The sequence below is a fragment of the Bradyrhizobium sp. JR3.5 genome (assembly GCF_054057015.1).
In genome coordinates this window covers 3,001,222-3,018,020 of the sequence record NZ_JBSRYV010000001.1, presented here as the reverse complement: position 1 = coordinate 3,018,020, position 16,799 = coordinate 3,001,222, and the positions used below count along the sequence as shown (strand labels likewise).

The window sequence follows — 16,799 nt, the reverse complement described above, 5'->3', positions numbered from 1 at the left end:
TAAGCCAAGCCATCGACGCGGGACCTTAACTCAAGATCTCAACTCAAGTCTTGAAATGTGTTCCCTGCGTGCGGAGCCGAACTCGGCTCCAGACCCACAATCTATGCATGTTGGCGCGCCGTCACAATGCGTCCGTAAGGATGATCCGCAACATGCAAAGCTGATTGCGCGCGATCGGTGAGGCAGATCGCGCGATACATGATCGCAATCGCCGATGTGGCTCCACGAAATACAAAAACCCGGCTTTGGGTCGGGCTCTTGTGCAGTGCAATGTCGATCAGACGCGTGCAGCGTTGCACGTCAGCGCGTGGGCGCCGCAGCCGGCGGCGGTGCCGCGCTCGGAGCAGGGAACGCCGCGTCCGGAGCGGCAGGAGCCGCAGCGGCAGCCGGCTTCGGCTTCTTCTTTTTCGGCCGCATCGCCTTGTGCCCGCGCGGCGGCGGGCCGGCGGGTTGCAGCTCGGCGAACACCGGGCTCGGATCGAGCGTGGTGGTGGCCGGGCTGGTGATGTCGCCCGGCGTCCGGGTCACCGTCACCGGCACGGTCGCCGGCTGGAACTTCGGCATGTTGAAGGTGACGGTGAAGTTGGCCTCCGGCGCCGGGATCGACACCGAGCAGGGCGTCTTGCAACCCGGCCCGATCGAGGTCACGGCGTCGGCGCCTTGCGGTGCCGAATCCAGCTGCACCTGCATCGGCGGCGGTGCCGACTTGAACGAATCCAATGAGAACGACGAGCAGCCGGCCAGGCTCAGCCCGGCGGCTGCAATCACGATGATACGACGCATGATCCACACTCTACTGCGGCAATCAGCCACAATCCCCAGACCGACCATAGGAGCGTCGGAACAGAGGTGCAACAGGAGGAGGTCTGTTCGTTAAAGGATGGTTAATGGAAAATTCGCATGGCAAAATATTGCCAAGCACTATCAATGCATTGCGGAAATCTTATGCTGCGCCGAGGCTGGCGACGGCGTCTGGCAGATCGCGCATATGGCTGATCAGCCGATCCGGCTTCAGCTCGGTCATCGGGACGTCGGTGTAGCCGAAATCGACGCCGATCACCGGAACGCTGGCGCGCCGGGCGACCCCGACATCCGGACCGGCATCGCCGACCATGATGGCGCCGGGCAGCCTTCCGCCGGCGCGGGCGACCGTCTCGCGCAGGAACGCCGGATCGGGCTTGGCGACGCCGAATGTGTCCTGGCCGCAGATCGCGGCAAAGCGCGGCGTCAAACCGAGCCGGTCGAGCAGCAGCTTCGATAGCCATTCCAGCTTGTTGGTGCAGACCGCAAAGCGATGGCCTTTGGCCTCCAGCCGATCGAGCGCGGCTTCGAGCCCGTCGAACGGGCGCGAGCCGTCGACGATGTGTTCAGCGTAATAGTCGATGAAATCCTTGGTCAGGCGATCGAGGTCCGCGAAGCTGACCGCGCGTCCGTCCACTTCGAGCCCGCGCTCGAGCAGCTTGCGCGCGCCGGCGCCGATCATGTTCCGGGCGGCCGACAGCGGCACCGGCCGCAGACCTTCGCGGTCGAGCACATAATTCAGCGCGCTGATCAGGTCAGGCGCGGTGTCGACCAGCGTGCCGTCGAGATCGAACACGATGATGGAGGGAGAGAAGGCGGACATCACGCTTTTCGCTATCGGGCTGCGCGCCGCGATGCAAGAGTAAGATGTCGGCGCGTCATGAAATTGGGGAGGCCGGGATGCGGGAACTCGCCGGAAAAGCCGCTTTTGTCACCGGTGCGGCCAGCGGAATTGGCCTCGCCATGGCAACCGCAATTCGCGCGCGAGGGCATGAAGGTGATGCTCGCCGACATCGAAACCGGCGCGCTCGACAAGGCCGTGGATGCGCTGCGCGTCGGCGGCGCGGATGTCCATGGCGTGGTCTGCGACGTCGCCGATCCCGCAAGCGTCGATCGCGCGGCAGAGGCATCGTTCCGCGCCTTCGGCAACGTCCACGTCGTCTGCAACAATGCCGGCGTCGCAGGTGGCGGCGGCATCGACCAGATCTCGGTCGATGATTGGCGCTGGGTGATCGACGTCAATCTGATGGGCGTCGTGCACGGCATCAGGAGCTTCCTGCCGCACATCCGTGCGCACGGCGAGGGCGGCCATATCGTCAACACCGCCTCGATGGCCGGGATGAATGCCGGGCTCGGCGTCAGCCCGTATTCGGCGACCAAATTCGCCGTCGTCAGCCTCTCCGAAGGACTTTCGGCGCAACTCGCGCCGCTCGGGATCGGCGTCAGCGTGCTCTGTCCGAGCTATGTGCGGACCCGGATCGGCGAGAGCGGGCGCAACCGCCCCGAGCACTACGGAGCGCCCCGCCAGCTCGACCCGGCGAGCCCGATGGCCGCTGTCGTCGCCGAGATCGCGCGCCGCCTGGAGGCCGGTCTCGATCCGGCCGTGGTTGCAGCCCGCGTGGTGCGCGCGATTCACGACGGCCAGCTCTATGTTTTCACCCATCCCGGGATGCGGGCCGAGGTCGAGGACCGTTTTGCGGCGATTTTGGCCGCGATGGATGCCGTTTCGGCCTAAAGACGGGCCCGGATGGCGCTATTCCTGCCCGTGAATCGAGGCTAGATATGCGCCCGCCGGGCCGCCCGATGGCGCGCCCGTAACGGACAACCGAGGGGCTATCGGCCGGTGGATATGGACGCTCTGAAACGCCAGGCGGCGGCGCGCGCGCTCGAAGAGGTGCGCGACGGCATGAAGCTCGGGCTCGGCACCGGGTCGACCGCCAAGCATTTCGTCGAGCTGCTCGGCGAGAAGGTCCGCGCCGGCATGAAGGTGATCGGCGTGCCGACCTCGGAGGCGACCCGAGCGGACGCGATCCGCTGCGGCATTCCGCTGACCACGCTGGACGAGGTCGATCATCTCGACCTCACCATCGACGGCGCCGACGAGATCGACCACGCGCTCAATCTGATCAAGGGCGGCGGCGGCGCGCTGCTGCGCGAGAAGATCGTGGCAGCCGCCAGTGATCGCATGATCGTGATCGCCGACGACAGCAAATGGGTCGAGGTGCTCGGCCGCTTTCCGCTGCCGGTTGAGGTGATCCCGTTCGGGCTCGCCGCGACAGAGGCCGCGATGGCGCGGGCGTTCGCACAGGCCGGCGTGTCCGGCCAGATGATCGTCCGTAAGGGCAAGGACGGTCACGTTTTTGTCACCGATGGCGGCCACTGGATCGTCGATGCCCATCTCGGCCGGATCGGCGACCCGCCGCGTCTCGCCGGTTTGCTCAGCGTGATTCCGGGCGTGGTTGAACATGGTCTGTTCATCGGGCTCGGCAGCGTCGCCGTTCTGGCCGGCGCACAGGGAATTCGGGTTGTTGAACGGCGATAGCGCCGCAAGCAAGGAGACTTGGAATGAAGCGTTTTTCGGGACTTTTGTCGGCAGCGGCCCTGGCGGCTGGACTGGCGCTCGCGGCCGCACCGGCCATGGCGCAGCAGCAGCTGCCCCCCATGCCCAAGGTCAAGCAGTCGACCCCCGCGGCGATTGCGGCTGCCAAGGAAATCCTGACGATGAAGAACGTGGCGGTGATGTATTCCGGCGCCGTTCCCGGAATCATCGAAAAGACCAAGACCGGTCTGTTGCAGCAGTACCTGAATTACCAGAAGGATCTCGACGAGGTGGCGGTGATCGTCGCCAAGCAGTTCGCGGGCGGCGAGAAGGAGATCGGCGACGGCATGGCGCAGATCTACGCCGCAGAGTTCACCGAGCAGGAGCTGAAGGACCTCGTGACGTTCTACAAGACCCCGCTCGGTCAGAAGCTTTTGACCGCTGAGCCCACGGCAATCAACGGATCGCTGCAATATATGCAGCAGTGGGCGCAGCAGTTCGGCGTGATCGTCAACGGCCAGTTCAAGGCCGAGATGAAGAAGCGCGGCAAGGACATCTAAACGGGCTGATCACCTCGCCCCGCTTGCGGGGAGAGGTCGGCACGAAGTGCCGGGTGAGGGGGACTCTCCGCGAGTCGGATTCGTGGAGGCGGCCCCTCACCCCAACCCTCCAAGAGCGAGCTTTGCTCGTCTTGACCCCGCAAGAGCGGGGCGAGGGAGAAGGAAGTGAGAGGTTGCCATGGCCGAGTTTGACGTCGACCTGTTTGTCATCGGTGGTGGTTCGGGCGGCGTTCGTGCCGCCCGCATCGCCGCCAACTATGGCGCGAAGGTCATGGTCGCCGAAGAGTACCGGATGGGCGGCACCTGCGTGATCCGCGGCTGCGTGCCGAAGAAGCTGTTCGTGATCGGCAGCCACGTCCACCAGGAGATCGAGGACGCGGCCGGCTTCGGCTGGAGCATCGGCCAGGTCTCGTTCGACTGGGCGACGCTCGTCGCCAACAAGGACAAGGAGATCGCCCGGCTCGAGGGCGCCTACACCACCAATGTCGAGAAGTCGGGCGCCAGGATCGTTAAGACCCGTGCGGTGCTGGAGGATGCCCACACCGTTCGCTTGGCCACCGGCGAGAAGGTGACGGCGAAATACATCTTGATCGCCACCGGCGGCGCGCCCAATCACGGGCCAGCCGTTCCCGGCATCGAGCACGTGATCTCCTCCAACGAGGCGTTTCACCTGAAGGAGCTGCCGAAGCGGATCGTGATCCAGGGCGGCGGCTACATTGCGCTGGAATTCGCCGGCATCTTCGCCGGCTTCGGCTCCGACGTGTCAGTGGTCTACCGCGGCGACAACATCCTGCGCGGCTTCGACGAGGACGTCCGCAAGCATGTCCGTGCGGAGATGGAGAAGCGCGGCATCACCATCATCACCGGCTGCACGGTGACGAAGATCGACAAGCACGGCCGCGATTTCACTACGCATCTGTCGAGCGGCTCGAGCATCGCCTCCGACCAGGTGATGTTCGCGATCGGCCGGCATCCCAATGTCAGGGGTCTCGGGCTCGAAGCCGCGGGCGTTGCCATCAATCCCGCCAATGGCGGCATCCAGGTCGATGGCTGGTCGAAGACCTCGGTCGACAACATCTACGCGGTCGGCGACGTCACCCACCGCACCAATCTGACCCCGGTCGCGATCCGCGAGGGCCATGCCTTCGCCGACACCGTGTTCGGCAAGCGCCCCGTGCAGGTCGACCATGCGACGATCCCGACCGCGGTGTTCTCGCAGCCGGAGGTCGGCACGGTTGGTCTCACCGAAGAAGAGGCGCGGGCGCAGTATAGCCACGTCGACATCTACAAGACCGATTTCCGCCCGATCAAGGCGACCATGTCCGGCCGCGACACCCGCGTGCTGATGAAGCTCGTGGTCGACGGCTCAAGCGACCGCGTGCTCGGTTGTCACATCGTCGGCGATGCCGCCGCCGAGATCACGCAAGCCGTTGCGATCGCCGTCAAGATGAAGGCGACCAAGGCGGATTTCGACGCCACCGTCGCGCTGCATCCGACCGCCTCCGAAGAGCTGGTGACGATGCGCACCCCGACCGCGCGCCACGTGCGCCAGGCGGCGGAGTAGGGCGCACGCGGCGTGCCGGGATGATGCGGCGCATCGCGGCGAACCATCCGGACACATCGAGCCGGACCGCGGATGCGCGGAGCGACCAACGGTGATCGGGAGCGTCTGGATGCGGTTTCTGGCGCTGTGGTTGATCCTGTTCGCGGCGCCGCAGTTCGCATACGCCGACGATACTATATTGAAGGTCGGCGTCACGACGCGCGATTTCGTTCCGGCCGAGCCTTACGACTGGCGCGGCGCCGCAACTCACGCGCTCCGCGTCATGATCTGGTACCCGGCCGTGGCCGAAGCGCGCGAGCAGCCGCAATCGATCGGACCGCGCCTCATCCCCTTCGCCCGCGCCGGCCGCGCCGCGCCCGATGCTGCGCCCGCGGTGGGACCGAGACGTCCGCTGGTGCTGCTGTCGCACGGCTTCGGCGGCACGGCATCCGATCTCGCCTGGCTCGGCGTGGGGCTTGCAGCCCACGGATTTATCGCTGTTGCGGTCAACCATCCCGGGAATAATCAATTGGAGGACTACACGGTCGAGGGTTTTGCGCTGATGTGGCTGCGCGCCGTCGACCTCAGCGCGATCATCGACGCGATGCGCGCCGACGAGACTTTCGGCGACCGGATCACCCGGCGCGGATCGGCGCTGCCGGCCACTCGCTCGGCGGCTACACGGTGCTTGCGATCGCAGGCGGCATCACCGATCCGGCGCGGACGGAGGCGTTCTGCCGCTCACCCGCTGCCGACGCGCTGTGCACGGCGCAAGCGGGCGTCTCGGACCTGCGCCGGAAGAGCCAGCTGCGCCTCGGTTCCGATCCCGACTTCCGGCAACGCTACAGCCTTGCCGGCAATTCCTATCGCGATGAGCGCGTTCGCGCTGTTTTTGCCATGGCGCCGGGACCGGGACCGGCCTTGACGCCGGAGAGCCTTGGCGGAATATCAATCCCGGTCGCGATGGTCACGGGAAGCGCCGATGAAGTGGCGCCGCCGGCTTCCGGAGCCGAAGCGCTCGGCAAGGCCATGCCGCATGCGGCGCTGACGGAGTTTCCGCGCGCCGGCCATTTCGTCTTCTTCGATACCTGTACCGCAGTAGGGCGTCTGGTGATCGGGGCTGTCTGCCGCGATCCCGATGGCATCGACCGCGAGGCGGTCCATGCCGAGACGATCGGCCTTGCGCTCGATTTCTTCACTGCAAACTTGCGCTGAGCAGCCGCCGCGCCTTGGTGTGGCGGTCGGGAACGGGGAACGAGCCCTGCCTGACAGCCCAACGCCGCCCGCTTAAAATACATGCGAGCGGCGTTGTCTCTAGCCCCAGGAAGGTCACGGCAAAATCCTGATAATCTTAAGTCTGCAGAAGCGCGCAAAGGTTTCATACCTCAGAAGGGGTAGGTTGCCTCCGCAAGACTGGCGCGCTGCCGGCGGCCGCGCTTGATGCTGGGGAATTGGGCACCCTTGTTGACAGGCATATGCTTCGGGGTCTTTTCCCCCGGGGCCGCTCTTCGCGCGCTCAAATCAAATGCAGTTTCCGGCAAATGGCCTGCGCAACGGCGCTTGTGCGCAGATGGTGCGATGGGCAGCGCGGCGATCTCGCGCGCCTTGGAACCTTGCGCTATGCTGGCAGTTCCACTCCAAACGGTTTGATGTCTCAAATAGAGGGAGCCGCCCATGACAGGCCCAACCGAGCAGGAGATTCGGACCCGCGCCTACGAATTGTGGAAGGATGCCGGCGAACCGCCGGGCCAGATGGATCAGCTCTGGTACAAGGCGGAGCGGGAACTGCTGGCGCGCAAGGCCGCCAACGGCGAAACGCATTGCGAGATCAACGGGCACAACGAGCCGGCACCGTATCCAGAGAAGTTAAGGGGCGTGCATTGAGTGTGTCGCGCGGCTGAGCTAACGAGCCCGGGCAAGCTGGCCCGGACCCGGAGGCATCATGAGCGACGCGATCGATCTTTCGGAGAAACTGGCGACATTCTCCGATCACTGGTCGCCGCGCACTGTGGCGCAATTCAACGCCTGCGACGTGATGGTGGTGAAGGTGCAGGGCGAGTTCGTCTGGCACAAGCATGACGACACCGACGACTTCTTCCTCGTCCTGAAAGGCGTGCTCGACATCGAGCTGCGCGATCGCACCGTGACGTTGAAGCAAGGTCAGATGTATGTGGTTCCGAAGGGCGTCGAGCATCGGCCTGTCGCACGGGAAGAGGTGCATCTGTTGCTGATCGAGCCGACGGGGACGCCGAACACGGGTGATGCGGCGACGGCTGCGCCGCGGAAGGTGGTGTGAGGGTGGCGCTGCGTAGCATCTCTGCGCGCAGAGACGTGGCAGGTGTCGGATAAGCAGTATCGACCGTGATGGTCCCGAGCAAGTTTGGGTCTGCCGACTATTTGCCACGATATCGGAGAACGTCAGTCAATAGAGCCAAGGCAGGCGACGAGTGCCGTCTGCTGGGATAGTAGAGGTGATAGCCGGGAAAGGCTGGACACCAATCTTCCAGAACCCGCACCAGGCGCCCGTCTGCAATATAGGGAAGCGCCTGGTCCTCGGGCATGTATGCAACGCCGAGACCGTCCAAAGCCGACTGCAGCCTCATACCGAGACTGTTGAAGACGAGTTGGCCTTCTCCGCGCACCTTGACCTCGCGCTTCTTCTTTTCCAGGTCCCAAGGAAACAACCCGCCATAGGTCGGGAGCCGGATATTGATGCAGTTGTGCGCCGTCAGGTCCTGCGGCGTTTCGGGGATCGAATGTTTTTGGAAATAGGCGCGCGACGCGACGACCGCCATGCGCAGATCCGGGCCGATGCGCACGGCGATCATGTCCTTTGCAACCTGCTCGCCCATCCGGACACCAGCGTCATAGCCTTCGGCGACGATATCGGTGAGGCCGTAGTCGACGATGATCTCGACCTGGATGTCCGGATAGTCGGGCAGGAACCGTTTGAGCGCGGGTTGCAGGACGGAGATTGCCGCATGCTCGCCAGCAGTAATGCGTACGGTTCCTGCAGGCTTCTCCCGAAGCTCGCTCAAGGCCGTCAGTTCGGCTTCGATTTCTTCAAAGCGCGGCGCAATGGTGCGTAGCAGACGTTCGCCAGCTTCCGTTGATGCGACGCTGCGCGTGGTACGGGTCAGGAGACGCAGACCCAGCCGCTCCTCGAGATTGCGGATGGTCTGGCTGAGCGCCGACGGTGAAACGCCGAGTTTGGCCGCGGCGCGGGTAAAGCTCCGCTCCCTGGCCACGGACGCGAACGCAGCTAGATCGTTGAAGTTTTCCATTCTGATTTGTTAGCTCAGCTAAAAAGCTCATTCTTATAATAGCGCCTTATCGCAAGCTCCGACAGCTCCTAGATTTTTGGTCATCGCTATTGAGGGCTGAAGATCAGAAAAGCCCGACGCCTATTGGAGACCGCCATGCAAGTCCGCAAACTTGGAACGCTCGAAGTATCCGCGCTCGGCCTCGGCTGTATGGGCATGAGCTCTGCCTACGGCCCGGCGGCCGACAAACGGGAGATGATCAACCTCATTCGCGATGCTTATGATCGCGGTATCACCCTGTTCGACACGGCCGAAGCCTACGGCCCATTCGTCAATGAGGAGTTGGTCGGCGAGGCACTCGTGCCGATTCGCGACAAGGTGGTCATCGCCACCAAGTTCGGCTTCGACATCAACCTCGCGACTGGCGCCCGCAATGCCGGCACCAATAGCCGTCCAGAACACATCAAGGCGGTCGCCGATGCCAGTCTGAAGCGGTTGAAGACGGACCGGATCGATATTTTCTATCAGCATCGGGTCGATCCTGCTGTGCCGATCGAGGACGTTGCCGGCGCGGTCAAGGAGTTGATCGTGGAAGGCAAGGTGAAACATTTCGGCCTCTCCGAAGCAGGTGTCCAGACGATCCGTCGCGCACACGCGGTGCAGCCGGTGACGGCTGTGCAGAGCGAGTATTCGTTGTTCTGGCGCGGGCCGGAAGCTGAACTTCTTCCAGTCCTCGAGGAGCTTGGCATCGGCTTCGTGCCGTTCAGTCCGCTTGGCGCGGGATTCCTGACTGGAAAGATTGACGAGAACACCAGGTTCGATCCCACGGACTTTCGCAACAGCGTACCGCGTTTCTCCCTGGAAGCCCGCAAGGCCAATATGGCCCTCGTTGATATCGTCAAGGCCGTCGCCGCGCGCAAAGCCGCGATGCCCGCGCAGGTCGCGCTCGCATGGCTGTTGGCGCAGAAGCCGTGGATCGTTCCGATTCCTGGCACCACCAAATTGCATCGGTTGGAAGAAAACTTCGGTTCCGTCAATGTGACGCTCACGACAGAGGACCTGGCAGAGATCGCAGCGGCGCTTTCGAAAATCGTAGTGCAGGGCGAACGCTTGCCGGAGGCGGTGCTCAAGATGACGGGTCTCTGATCACGCCGTCGGCATCGCCTTGCGCGCAAACACGAAGTTCATCAACCAAATCAAAGCGATTTGTGCTGTCCAGTCCTTGCGCGGAAAATATTCCGCTTGGCGTTTGACCCAACTGTATGGACCGGCCGTGCGTTGCAAGCTGAATCTTCAGAACAGTGGTTGGTCTTGCGCTTCTGTATCCGGCCCTTGCGTGGAGCAGATCGCTCCTGGCCATCATGGATATCCGCGCGCGTCCGATCTCATTCTCGGATAGGCCCTCGAAGGCCAATTGGGTCACCAGATCACGAACGCGACGGCGAGACCGTTCTCCCATTCTTCAAATCCAACTCGCAGACTTCGGCGGGTATCTCCCATTTCAAATGTTCTCTAGGATTGACTGAAGCCATCCCTTCGGAGCCACCGTCGCTCGCCCCGATGGGCGAGCGACGGTGGCGGAGAAGGGTGGCGGTCATCCCTTTGGTGAACCAGAGCGAGCTCATGTCATACCGCTGCTGCGCTGAGACGCGTCTCGTATACACGATGTTGTGCCAACACGCTCCATGCGATGCGAGCCAGCTTGTTAGCCAGAGCCGTCGCCAGCACATTATGGTGTAGGCGTTGAGCCGCAGCGGCAAGCCAAGGTCCAAAGCCGTGCTTCATCCAGTTCCTTGGTCGCAGCAGAACGACGCGAGCGGCCTGCATGAAGAGCATGCGAAGGTAGCGATTGCCGCGTTTGGTGATGCGCCCGAGAATCGTTCGATCACCTGTCGATATCTGCTTAGGGACCAAACCGAGCCATGCCGCAAAATCGCGGCCGCGTGTGAAGGCAATGCCATTGCCGATCGCGGCGACGACGGCGCTCGAGATGATCGGACCTATGCCCGGTATTGTCATCAAGTGCCGACAAGACTCCGTGGTCTGGGCAAGCGCTTCGATTTCGCCACTCACGGCCTCGATGCGATCGTCGAGGCGGCGCCAGTCTTGAGCCAGATCTTCTAGGATGCGAACCATCCGCGGTGACAGGACGTCTGTGCGTTGGGAAAGGATGTCTGGCAATGCATGGCGCAACCAGTGGAGCTGTTGCCTCACGGTGAGGCCGTGCTCCAGGAGAAAGCAGCGAATCTGATTGATGATCGCGGTCCGCTCGCCCACCAGGCGGTAGCGCACACGGTGCAATGCCTGGAGATCGAGCTGCTCGTCCGTTTTCGGCGGCACGCACCGTGTCGTCGGACGTTGCACGGCTTCAGCAACCGCATGCGCATCTCGAAAGTCATTCTTGTGGGTCTGCCGGAAAGGCTTGGCGTAGACCGGCGGCACCTGTCTCACGTCGTGGTTGAGGGCAAGCAGTTCGCGGGTCACATAGTGCGTTCCCATGCCTGCCTCTATCCCGATCAGGCATGGCGGCACATTCGCGAGCCGAGACACAATTTTGGTGCGGGCCACCTTCTCACGCAGCACGATCTCTCCTCGGGCGTCGAGGCCAACCATGTGCAGTGTGTTCTTGCCGGGATCGATACCAATGGTGACGACTGCGGTGTCAAACTTGTGTGGCATGGGCGTGTTCCTCCTCCTGATTCCCCCCACAAGTATGCTCGCGGGTTTGGCGGGAGCACGGCCGGTCCATCCCATTCTCAGATGTTCAATTGGCCCGTCTGACCCAATCGAGGGGCGCTGCGCATCGTCAGGAGTGTTGCGGTGAGATGCGGTGGACGCCGGGCATGCGAGAGACGACATGCATGCGAGGCGGACGGCGAAATCGTGTGGTCCTGACGCCCTAGCGGCAGGTGTCTCGTCGCAGCACGCGCAAGCGTCTTGCGAAGGCGGTGACAAGCAAGCCCAATCTCACCGGGGAGAGCAGGTATAAGCCGTAACCCATCGCGCAGGGAAAGCCGGGATGTTTCCGGTTACACCTGTGGTCCGACCTCCGGTGCTTTTTGTTGCACCGGACCCATGGGTGCGATCGGCACCCGGCTTTCCCTGCGCCCTCTGTTTGGAGAGAGCGCGAAACGAAGAGCAGAGCTCGGACGATTCATGTCGCGAGAATGCGAAGCTATGTCCACCGGCCACGCAACATACTCAGTGTCGTCCCTGCGAAAGCAGGGACCCAACCACCTACGCTGATTGGCGCGCGATGCTGGAACGACGAGTCCCGTTCACAACATCCGCGGCGTATGGGTCTCTGCTATCGCAGGGACGACAGCGGAGAATCTGGCCCTTACCCCTCCGCCTCGAGCCACTCCGCGGCGCCGCGCCACAGCGTGTCGCGGTGGTCGCTGCGGAAGAAGCCGAAATGGCCGATCGCCTTCGCGCCGACATCCGCGGGGCGGATCGAGATGATTTCCGGCGTGATCGAGGTGAACGCGGAGCACAGCAGCTCGACCGCCGGCCGCGTCGCCCAGGTGTCGTCGGTGATGACAAGCGCGCGGAGCTTGCCCTTGAACTTCGGAAAATATTCGCGCGCCGCGAGTGTGGCATCATCGAGCAGATAGCGCTCGCGCATTACCCAGCCTCGCCATTGCTCGAACACGCCCCGCGGCAGGTCCATGCCGAGACCGGCCCAGGCAGGCACATAGCCGAGCGTGCGCGCCAGCGGCAGGCCGATGCCGTTCATGAAGGCGACGACGCGGTAGCGCTCGGGCGAGGCCATCAGCTTCCAGGTGGCGGCCTGCGAGGCGACCAGCAGCGCGCGGGGAATTTCAGCGTTGTTGGCAAGGAGCCCGAGCGCCTGGCCGCCGAAGGAGTGGCCGACATAGGCGAAGGGGAGGTCGCGGTAGCGATAGCGCATCCAGCTCACGGCCGCGGTGGTGTCGAGCGCGGCCCAGTCCGCCATCGTGGCCTTGAAGCCGGCCAGCGACTTCGGCTTGTTGAGGCCGGTCGTCGCCGCCATCGGCCTCGAGTCGCCGGTGCCGCGGTAGTCGTAGGTCAGCACCGCCGCGCCGCGGCGGGCGAGGTAGCCGGCAAAGCCGCGATAGACCTTTCGGGGCACGGCGGTCGCCGAGTTGATCAGGACGGCGTGGCGCTTCCTGCCGCGCGGCAGGAACAGCGTCGCGGCGAGCGGATAGCCGTCCGCGGCCGGCACGACGATGTCGTCGCTAAAAACGTCGTCCAGCGCGGCGGAGGCTGCGGCAATTTCCCTGGCATTCATGGTATGGTCCAGCAAATGCGAATTCGTATTTTCCTGCAAGAGTTTGACGGGATTGCAGGAATCCTTCTAGCGGGGGAGCGGGCGGCTGTGTATAAGCCCACCTTTCCCGTCGATTAAGTCGCGGTTTTTGCTCAGGAGTTGACCTCATGTCCGAGCGGTGGACACCCGATAGCTGGCGCGCCAAGAAGGTGCTGCAGGTGCCCGATTATCCCGATGCCAAGGCATTGGCCGATGTCGAGGCGCAGCTTGCGACCTTTCCGCCGCTGGTGTTCGCGGGCGAGGCGCGCAACCTGAAGAAGGCGCTGGGGCGGGTCTGCGCCGGCGAAGCCTTCCTGCTGCAGGGCGGCGACTGCGCCGAGAGCTTTGCCGAGCACGGCGCCAACAATATCCGCGACTTCTTCCGCGTGCTGCTGCAGATGGCCGTGGTCATGACCTATGCCGGCGCGCTGCCGGTGGTGAAGGTCGGCCGCATTGCCGGGCAGTTCGCCAAACCGCGCTCGTCGCCGACCGAGAAGCAGGGCGATGTCGAGTTGCCGAGCTATCGCGGCGACATCGTCAACGACATCGCCTTCACGCCGGAGGCGCGGATTCCCGACCCGCAGCGCCAGCTGATGGCCTATCGCCAATCCGCGGCGACGCTGAACCTGCTGCGCGCGTTCGCCACCGGCGGCTTTGCCAATCTCGGCAGCGTGCATCAATGGATGCTGGGCTTCCTGAAGGATTCGCCTCAGTCCCGCCGTTACAAGGAGCTGGCCGACCGTATCTCGGACGCGCTGAACTTCATGCGCGCCTGCGGCCTCTCGATCTCGAGAGCCATCCGGAGCTCCGCGCCACCGATTTCTACACCAGCCACGAGGCGCTGTTGCTCGGCTACGAGCAGGCGATGACGCGGGTCGATTCCACGACCGGCGACTGGTACGCGACCTCCGGCCACATGATCTGGATCGGCGACCGCACCCGCCAGCTCGATCACGGCCATGTCGAATATTTCCGCGGCATCAAGAACCCGATCGGCCTGAAATGCGGTCCGTCCTTGAAGCCGGACGAGCTGCTGAAGCTGATCGACGTGCTCAGCCCCGACAACGAGCCGGGACGGCTGACGCTGATCAACCGCTTCGGCGCCGACAAGGTCGGCGACCATCTGCCGGGCCTGATCCGCGCCGTGCAGCGGGAAGGGCGCAAGGTGGTGTGGTCGTGCGATCCGATGCACGGCAATACCATCACCTCGACCTCGGGCTACAAGACGCGGCCGTTCGACCGCGTGCTGTCCGAGGTGAAGGCGTTCTTCCAGATCCATGCCGCCGAGGGCACCCATGCCGGCGGTGTGCATCTGGAGATGACCGGGCAGGACGTCACCGAGTGCATCGGCGGCGCCCGCGCCATCACCGATGAGGATCTCAACGACCGCTACCACACGGTCTGCGATCCCCGCCTCAACGCCGAACAGTCGATCGACATGGCCTTCCTGATCGCCGAGCTGCTGAAGCAGGAGCGCGCCGGCAAGGTCAAACCGATGCCGGCCGCCGCTGGGTTGTGATTTGGGGGCGGTGACTTGAGGGCAGGGACTTGCTGAGGTTCTGGCGAGCCACCATCAACTCGCGCAACGGGCTGGCCTTCGCCATTCGCTCGGAGCAGGCGATTCGCGAGGAGGTGGTGGCACTGGTGCTGTCGGTGCCGCTGGCCTGGCTGGTCGGCGCCACCGTGATGCGCCGGGTCGAGCTGGTCGCAACCGTGGTGCTGGTGCTTGTGATCGAGCTGCTCAACACCGCGATCGAGAAGCTCGCCGACCGCCTGACCATGGATCACGATCCACAGATCGGGCGGGTCAAGGACATGGGCTCCGCCGCCGTCGGCGTCGCGCTTGTGATGGCCGGGCTGTTCTGGCTGTTCGCCCTCGCTGAGCGCATGGGCGCGTTCTGATCCGAGCATGATCCGGAAAAGTGGAGACCGGTTTTCCAATCAGATCATGCTCAAAACAAGAGAACGACGGTCATGGTGCGATTTCTGCAATCGCACCATGACCGGAGCACCATTGAAGTTTGCTCTTGTGCGGGACAACATGACGGTATGAGCGAACAACAGATCAAGATCACCCTCGCGCAACTCAATCCGACGGTCGGTGACGTCACCGGCAACGCCGCGAAGGCACGCGCCGCGCGCGACAAGGCGAAAGCCGACGGGGCCGATCTCGTCGTGCTCTCGGAACTGTTCATCGCCGGCTATCCGCCGGAGGATCTGGTGCTGAAGCCGGCGTTCCAGTCGGCTTGCCGCGCCGCGATCGAGGAACTGGCGCGCGAGAACTGCCGATGGCGGCCCGGCCATGCTGATCGGCACGCCCTGGGTCGAGGACGGCAAGCTCTACAATGCGTGCGCGCTGCTCGACGGCGGTCGCATCGCCGCGCTGCGCTTCAAGGCCAACCTGCCGAACTACGGCGTGTTCGACGAGAAGCGGCTGTTCGCGCGCGGCCCGGCATCGGGCCCGGTGACGGTGCGCGGCGTGCGCATCGGCGTGCCGATCTGCGAGGACATCTGGCTCGAGGAGTCCGAGGACTACGAGAACGTCGTCGAGTGCCTGGCTGAGACCGGCGCCGAGATCCTGATCGTGCCGAACGGCTCGCCCTATGCCCGGGACAAGACCGATCTGCGGCTGTCGATCGTGGTGGCGCGCGTCACCGAGAGCGGGCTGCCGCTGATCTATCTCAATGAGATGGGCGGCCAGGATGAGCTGATCTTCGACGGCGCCTCGTTTGCGCTCAATGCCGATCTCTCCGTAGCGGCGCAGCTTCCGGCGTTCGAGGAGAACATCACGACGCTGATCTGGCGCAAGACCGCGGATGGCTGGCGCTGCAATGGGCCGATCACGGCGCAGCTCGAGGGCGACAAGGCCGACTACGCGGCCTGCGTGCTCGGCCTGCGCGACTATGTCCGCAAGAACGGTTTTCCCGGCGTGCTGCTCGGCGTCTCCGGCGGCATCGATTCGGCGCTATGCGCTGCCATCGCGGTCGACGCGCTCGGCGCCGACAAGGTGCGCGGCGTGATGCTGCCGTTCCGCTACACCGCGCAGGTCTCGCTCGACGATGCCGCCAAGCTCGCAGCCGCGCTCGGCATCCGCTACGAGATCCTGCCGATTGCCGACGCCGTCAACGGGTTTGAGGCAATTCTCGCGCCGGTGTTCAAAGGGCTGGAGCGCGACATCACCGAGGAAAACTTGCAGGCGCGCGCCCGCGGCACGCTGTTGATGGCGATCTCCAACAAGACCGGCGCCATGGTGGTGACAACCGGCAACAAGTCGGAAATGTCCCGGTCGGCTACGCCACGCTCTACGGCGACATGAACGGCGGCTTCAACCCGATCAAGGACATCTACAAGACCGAGGTGTTCCGCTTGTCGAGCCTGCGCAATGAATGGAAGCCGGACGGCGCGCTTGGGCCGTCGGGCGAGGTGATCCCGGTCAATATCATCATCCGGCCGCCGACCGCTGAGTTGCGCGAGAACCAGACCGACCAGGATTCGCTGCCGCCCTATGAGGTGCTGGATGCGATCCTGGAGCGGCTGGTGGAGCACGAGGAGCCGCTTGCGACCATCATCGAAGCCGGCTTCGACCGCGATGTGGTGACCCGCGTCGATCGCCTGCTCAACATCGCCGAATACAAGCGGCGGCAGGCTGCACCGGGGGTGAAGGTGACGCGGAAGAACTTCGGCCGCGACCGCCGCTATCCCATCACCAACCGCTTCCGCGATTTCGGCAAGGCGCTGCCGGAGCCCGACGAGAAGCTGGTGACGCGCGGCTCGCGCGCGTCGGCGGAAGCGTTCGAGGGGTGAG

Annotated in this window: 15 protein-coding genes and 2 pseudogenes; 11 read left to right on the top strand and 6 right to left on the bottom strand. The window is 64.1% G+C overall.

The features are described from left to right. Positions 1–300 precede the first annotated feature (300 nt). The gene (locus ACVWW1_RS15215) at positions 301–783 is read right to left on the bottom strand and encodes a hypothetical protein (RefSeq protein ID WP_456656373.1); all 483 of its coding nucleotides are present in this window, start codon (positions 781–783) and stop codon (positions 301–303) included. Between the two features lie 160 nt (positions 784–943). Next, positions 944–1,624, bottom strand: coding sequence for an HAD hydrolase-like protein (locus ACVWW1_RS15210; protein ID WP_456656372.1), 681 nt, complete (start codon positions 1,622–1,624; stop codon positions 944–946). Positions 1,625–1,792: 168 nt separating this feature from the next. Here ACVWW1_RS15210 and ACVWW1_RS15205 point away from each other — a divergent pair, with 168 nt between their 5' ends. The 7 genes from ACVWW1_RS15205 (at position 1,793) to ACVWW1_RS15175 (ending at position 7,739) form a co-directional block, all read left to right on the top strand. Continuing rightward, the gene (locus tag ACVWW1_RS15205) at positions 1,793–2,536 is read left to right on the top strand and encodes an SDR family NAD(P)-dependent oxidoreductase (protein WP_456656371.1); all 744 of its coding nucleotides are present in this window, start codon (positions 1,793–1,795) and stop codon (positions 2,534–2,536) included. A gap of 108 nt (positions 2,537–2,644) precedes the next feature. Further along, complete coding sequence (gene rpiA / locus ACVWW1_RS15200) at positions 2,645–3,343, top strand: ribose-5-phosphate isomerase RpiA (protein WP_176532026.1); 699 nt, start codon at positions 2,645–2,647, stop codon at positions 3,341–3,343. Between the two features lie 23 nt (positions 3,344–3,366). Next, entirely contained in the window at positions 3,367–3,900 is a 534-nt protein-coding gene (locus tag ACVWW1_RS15195) for a DUF2059 domain-containing protein (RefSeq protein WP_223973379.1), read from the top strand. Between the two features lie 178 nt (positions 3,901–4,078). After that, complete coding sequence (gene gor / locus ACVWW1_RS15190) at positions 4,079–5,464, top strand: glutathione-disulfide reductase (protein ID WP_456656370.1); 1,386 nt, start codon at positions 4,079–4,081, stop codon at positions 5,462–5,464. A gap of 543 nt (positions 5,465–6,007) precedes the next feature. Beyond that, positions 6,008–6,658: an alpha/beta hydrolase family protein gene (locus ACVWW1_RS15185; protein WP_456656369.1), complete on the top strand. Its 651-nt coding sequence runs from the start codon at positions 6,008–6,010 to the stop codon at positions 6,656–6,658. Positions 6,659–7,117: 459 nt separating this feature from the next. Next, positions 7,118–7,327, top strand: a complete 210-nt coding sequence (locus ACVWW1_RS15180) for a DUF2934 domain-containing protein (RefSeq protein ID WP_456656368.1) — start codon at positions 7,118–7,120, stop codon at positions 7,325–7,327. 58 nt (positions 7,328–7,385) lie between these two features. Next, on the top strand, positions 7,386–7,739 hold the full coding sequence (locus ACVWW1_RS15175; protein WP_456656367.1) for a cupin domain-containing protein: 354 nt from the start codon (positions 7,386–7,388) through the stop codon (positions 7,737–7,739). Positions 7,740–7,836: 97 nt separating this feature from the next. On the opposite strand, the gene ACVWW1_RS15170 is transcribed toward ACVWW1_RS15175, so the two are convergent. Further along, positions 7,837–8,727, bottom strand: a complete 891-nt coding sequence (locus ACVWW1_RS15170; RefSeq protein ID WP_456656366.1) for a LysR family transcriptional regulator — start codon at positions 8,725–8,727, stop codon at positions 7,837–7,839. A gap of 135 nt (positions 8,728–8,862) precedes the next feature. Here ACVWW1_RS15170 and ACVWW1_RS15165 point away from each other — a divergent pair, with 135 nt between their 5' ends. Beyond that, the gene (locus ACVWW1_RS15165; RefSeq protein WP_456656365.1) at positions 8,863–9,852 is read left to right on the top strand and encodes an aldo/keto reductase; all 990 of its coding nucleotides are present in this window, start codon (positions 8,863–8,865) and stop codon (positions 9,850–9,852) included. Here the strand turns inward: ACVWW1_RS15165 and ACVWW1_RS15160 are convergent, their stop codons facing one another. From ACVWW1_RS15160 to ACVWW1_RS15150, 3 genes are all read right to left on the bottom strand, one after another. After that, entirely contained in the window at positions 9,853–9,990 is a 138-nt protein-coding gene (locus ACVWW1_RS15160; RefSeq protein ID WP_456656364.1) for a hypothetical protein, read from the bottom strand. A 342-nt stretch (positions 9,991–10,332) separates the two neighbouring features. Beyond that, positions 10,333–11,385, bottom strand: a complete 1,053-nt coding sequence (locus tag ACVWW1_RS15155) for an IS110 family RNA-guided transposase (RefSeq protein ID WP_456656363.1) — start codon at positions 11,383–11,385, stop codon at positions 10,333–10,335. 661 nt (positions 11,386–12,046) lie between these two features. Then, positions 12,047–12,976 carry an alpha/beta hydrolase family protein gene (locus tag ACVWW1_RS15150; RefSeq protein ID WP_456656362.1) on the bottom strand — a complete coding sequence of 310 codons (930 nt, stop codon included), beginning with the start codon at positions 12,974–12,976 and terminating at the stop codon, positions 12,047–12,049. 146 nt (positions 12,977–13,122) lie between these two features. Here ACVWW1_RS15150 and ACVWW1_RS15145 point away from each other — a divergent pair. The 3 genes and pseudogenes from ACVWW1_RS15145 to ACVWW1_RS15135 all read left to right on the top strand — a co-directional run bounded on the left by ACVWW1_RS15145 (position 13,123) and on the right by ACVWW1_RS15135 (position 16,798). Beyond that, a pseudogene (locus ACVWW1_RS15145) lies at positions 13,123–14,513 on the top strand (class II 3-deoxy-7-phosphoheptulonate synthase). Between the two features lie 29 nt (positions 14,514–14,542). Further along, positions 14,543–14,896, top strand: coding sequence for a diacylglycerol kinase (locus ACVWW1_RS15140; protein ID WP_092127200.1), 354 nt, complete (start codon positions 14,543–14,545; stop codon positions 14,894–14,896). 147 nt (positions 14,897–15,043) lie between these two features. After that, positions 15,044–16,798, top strand: a pseudogene (locus tag ACVWW1_RS15135) (NAD+ synthase). Position 16,799 lies beyond the last annotated feature (1 nt).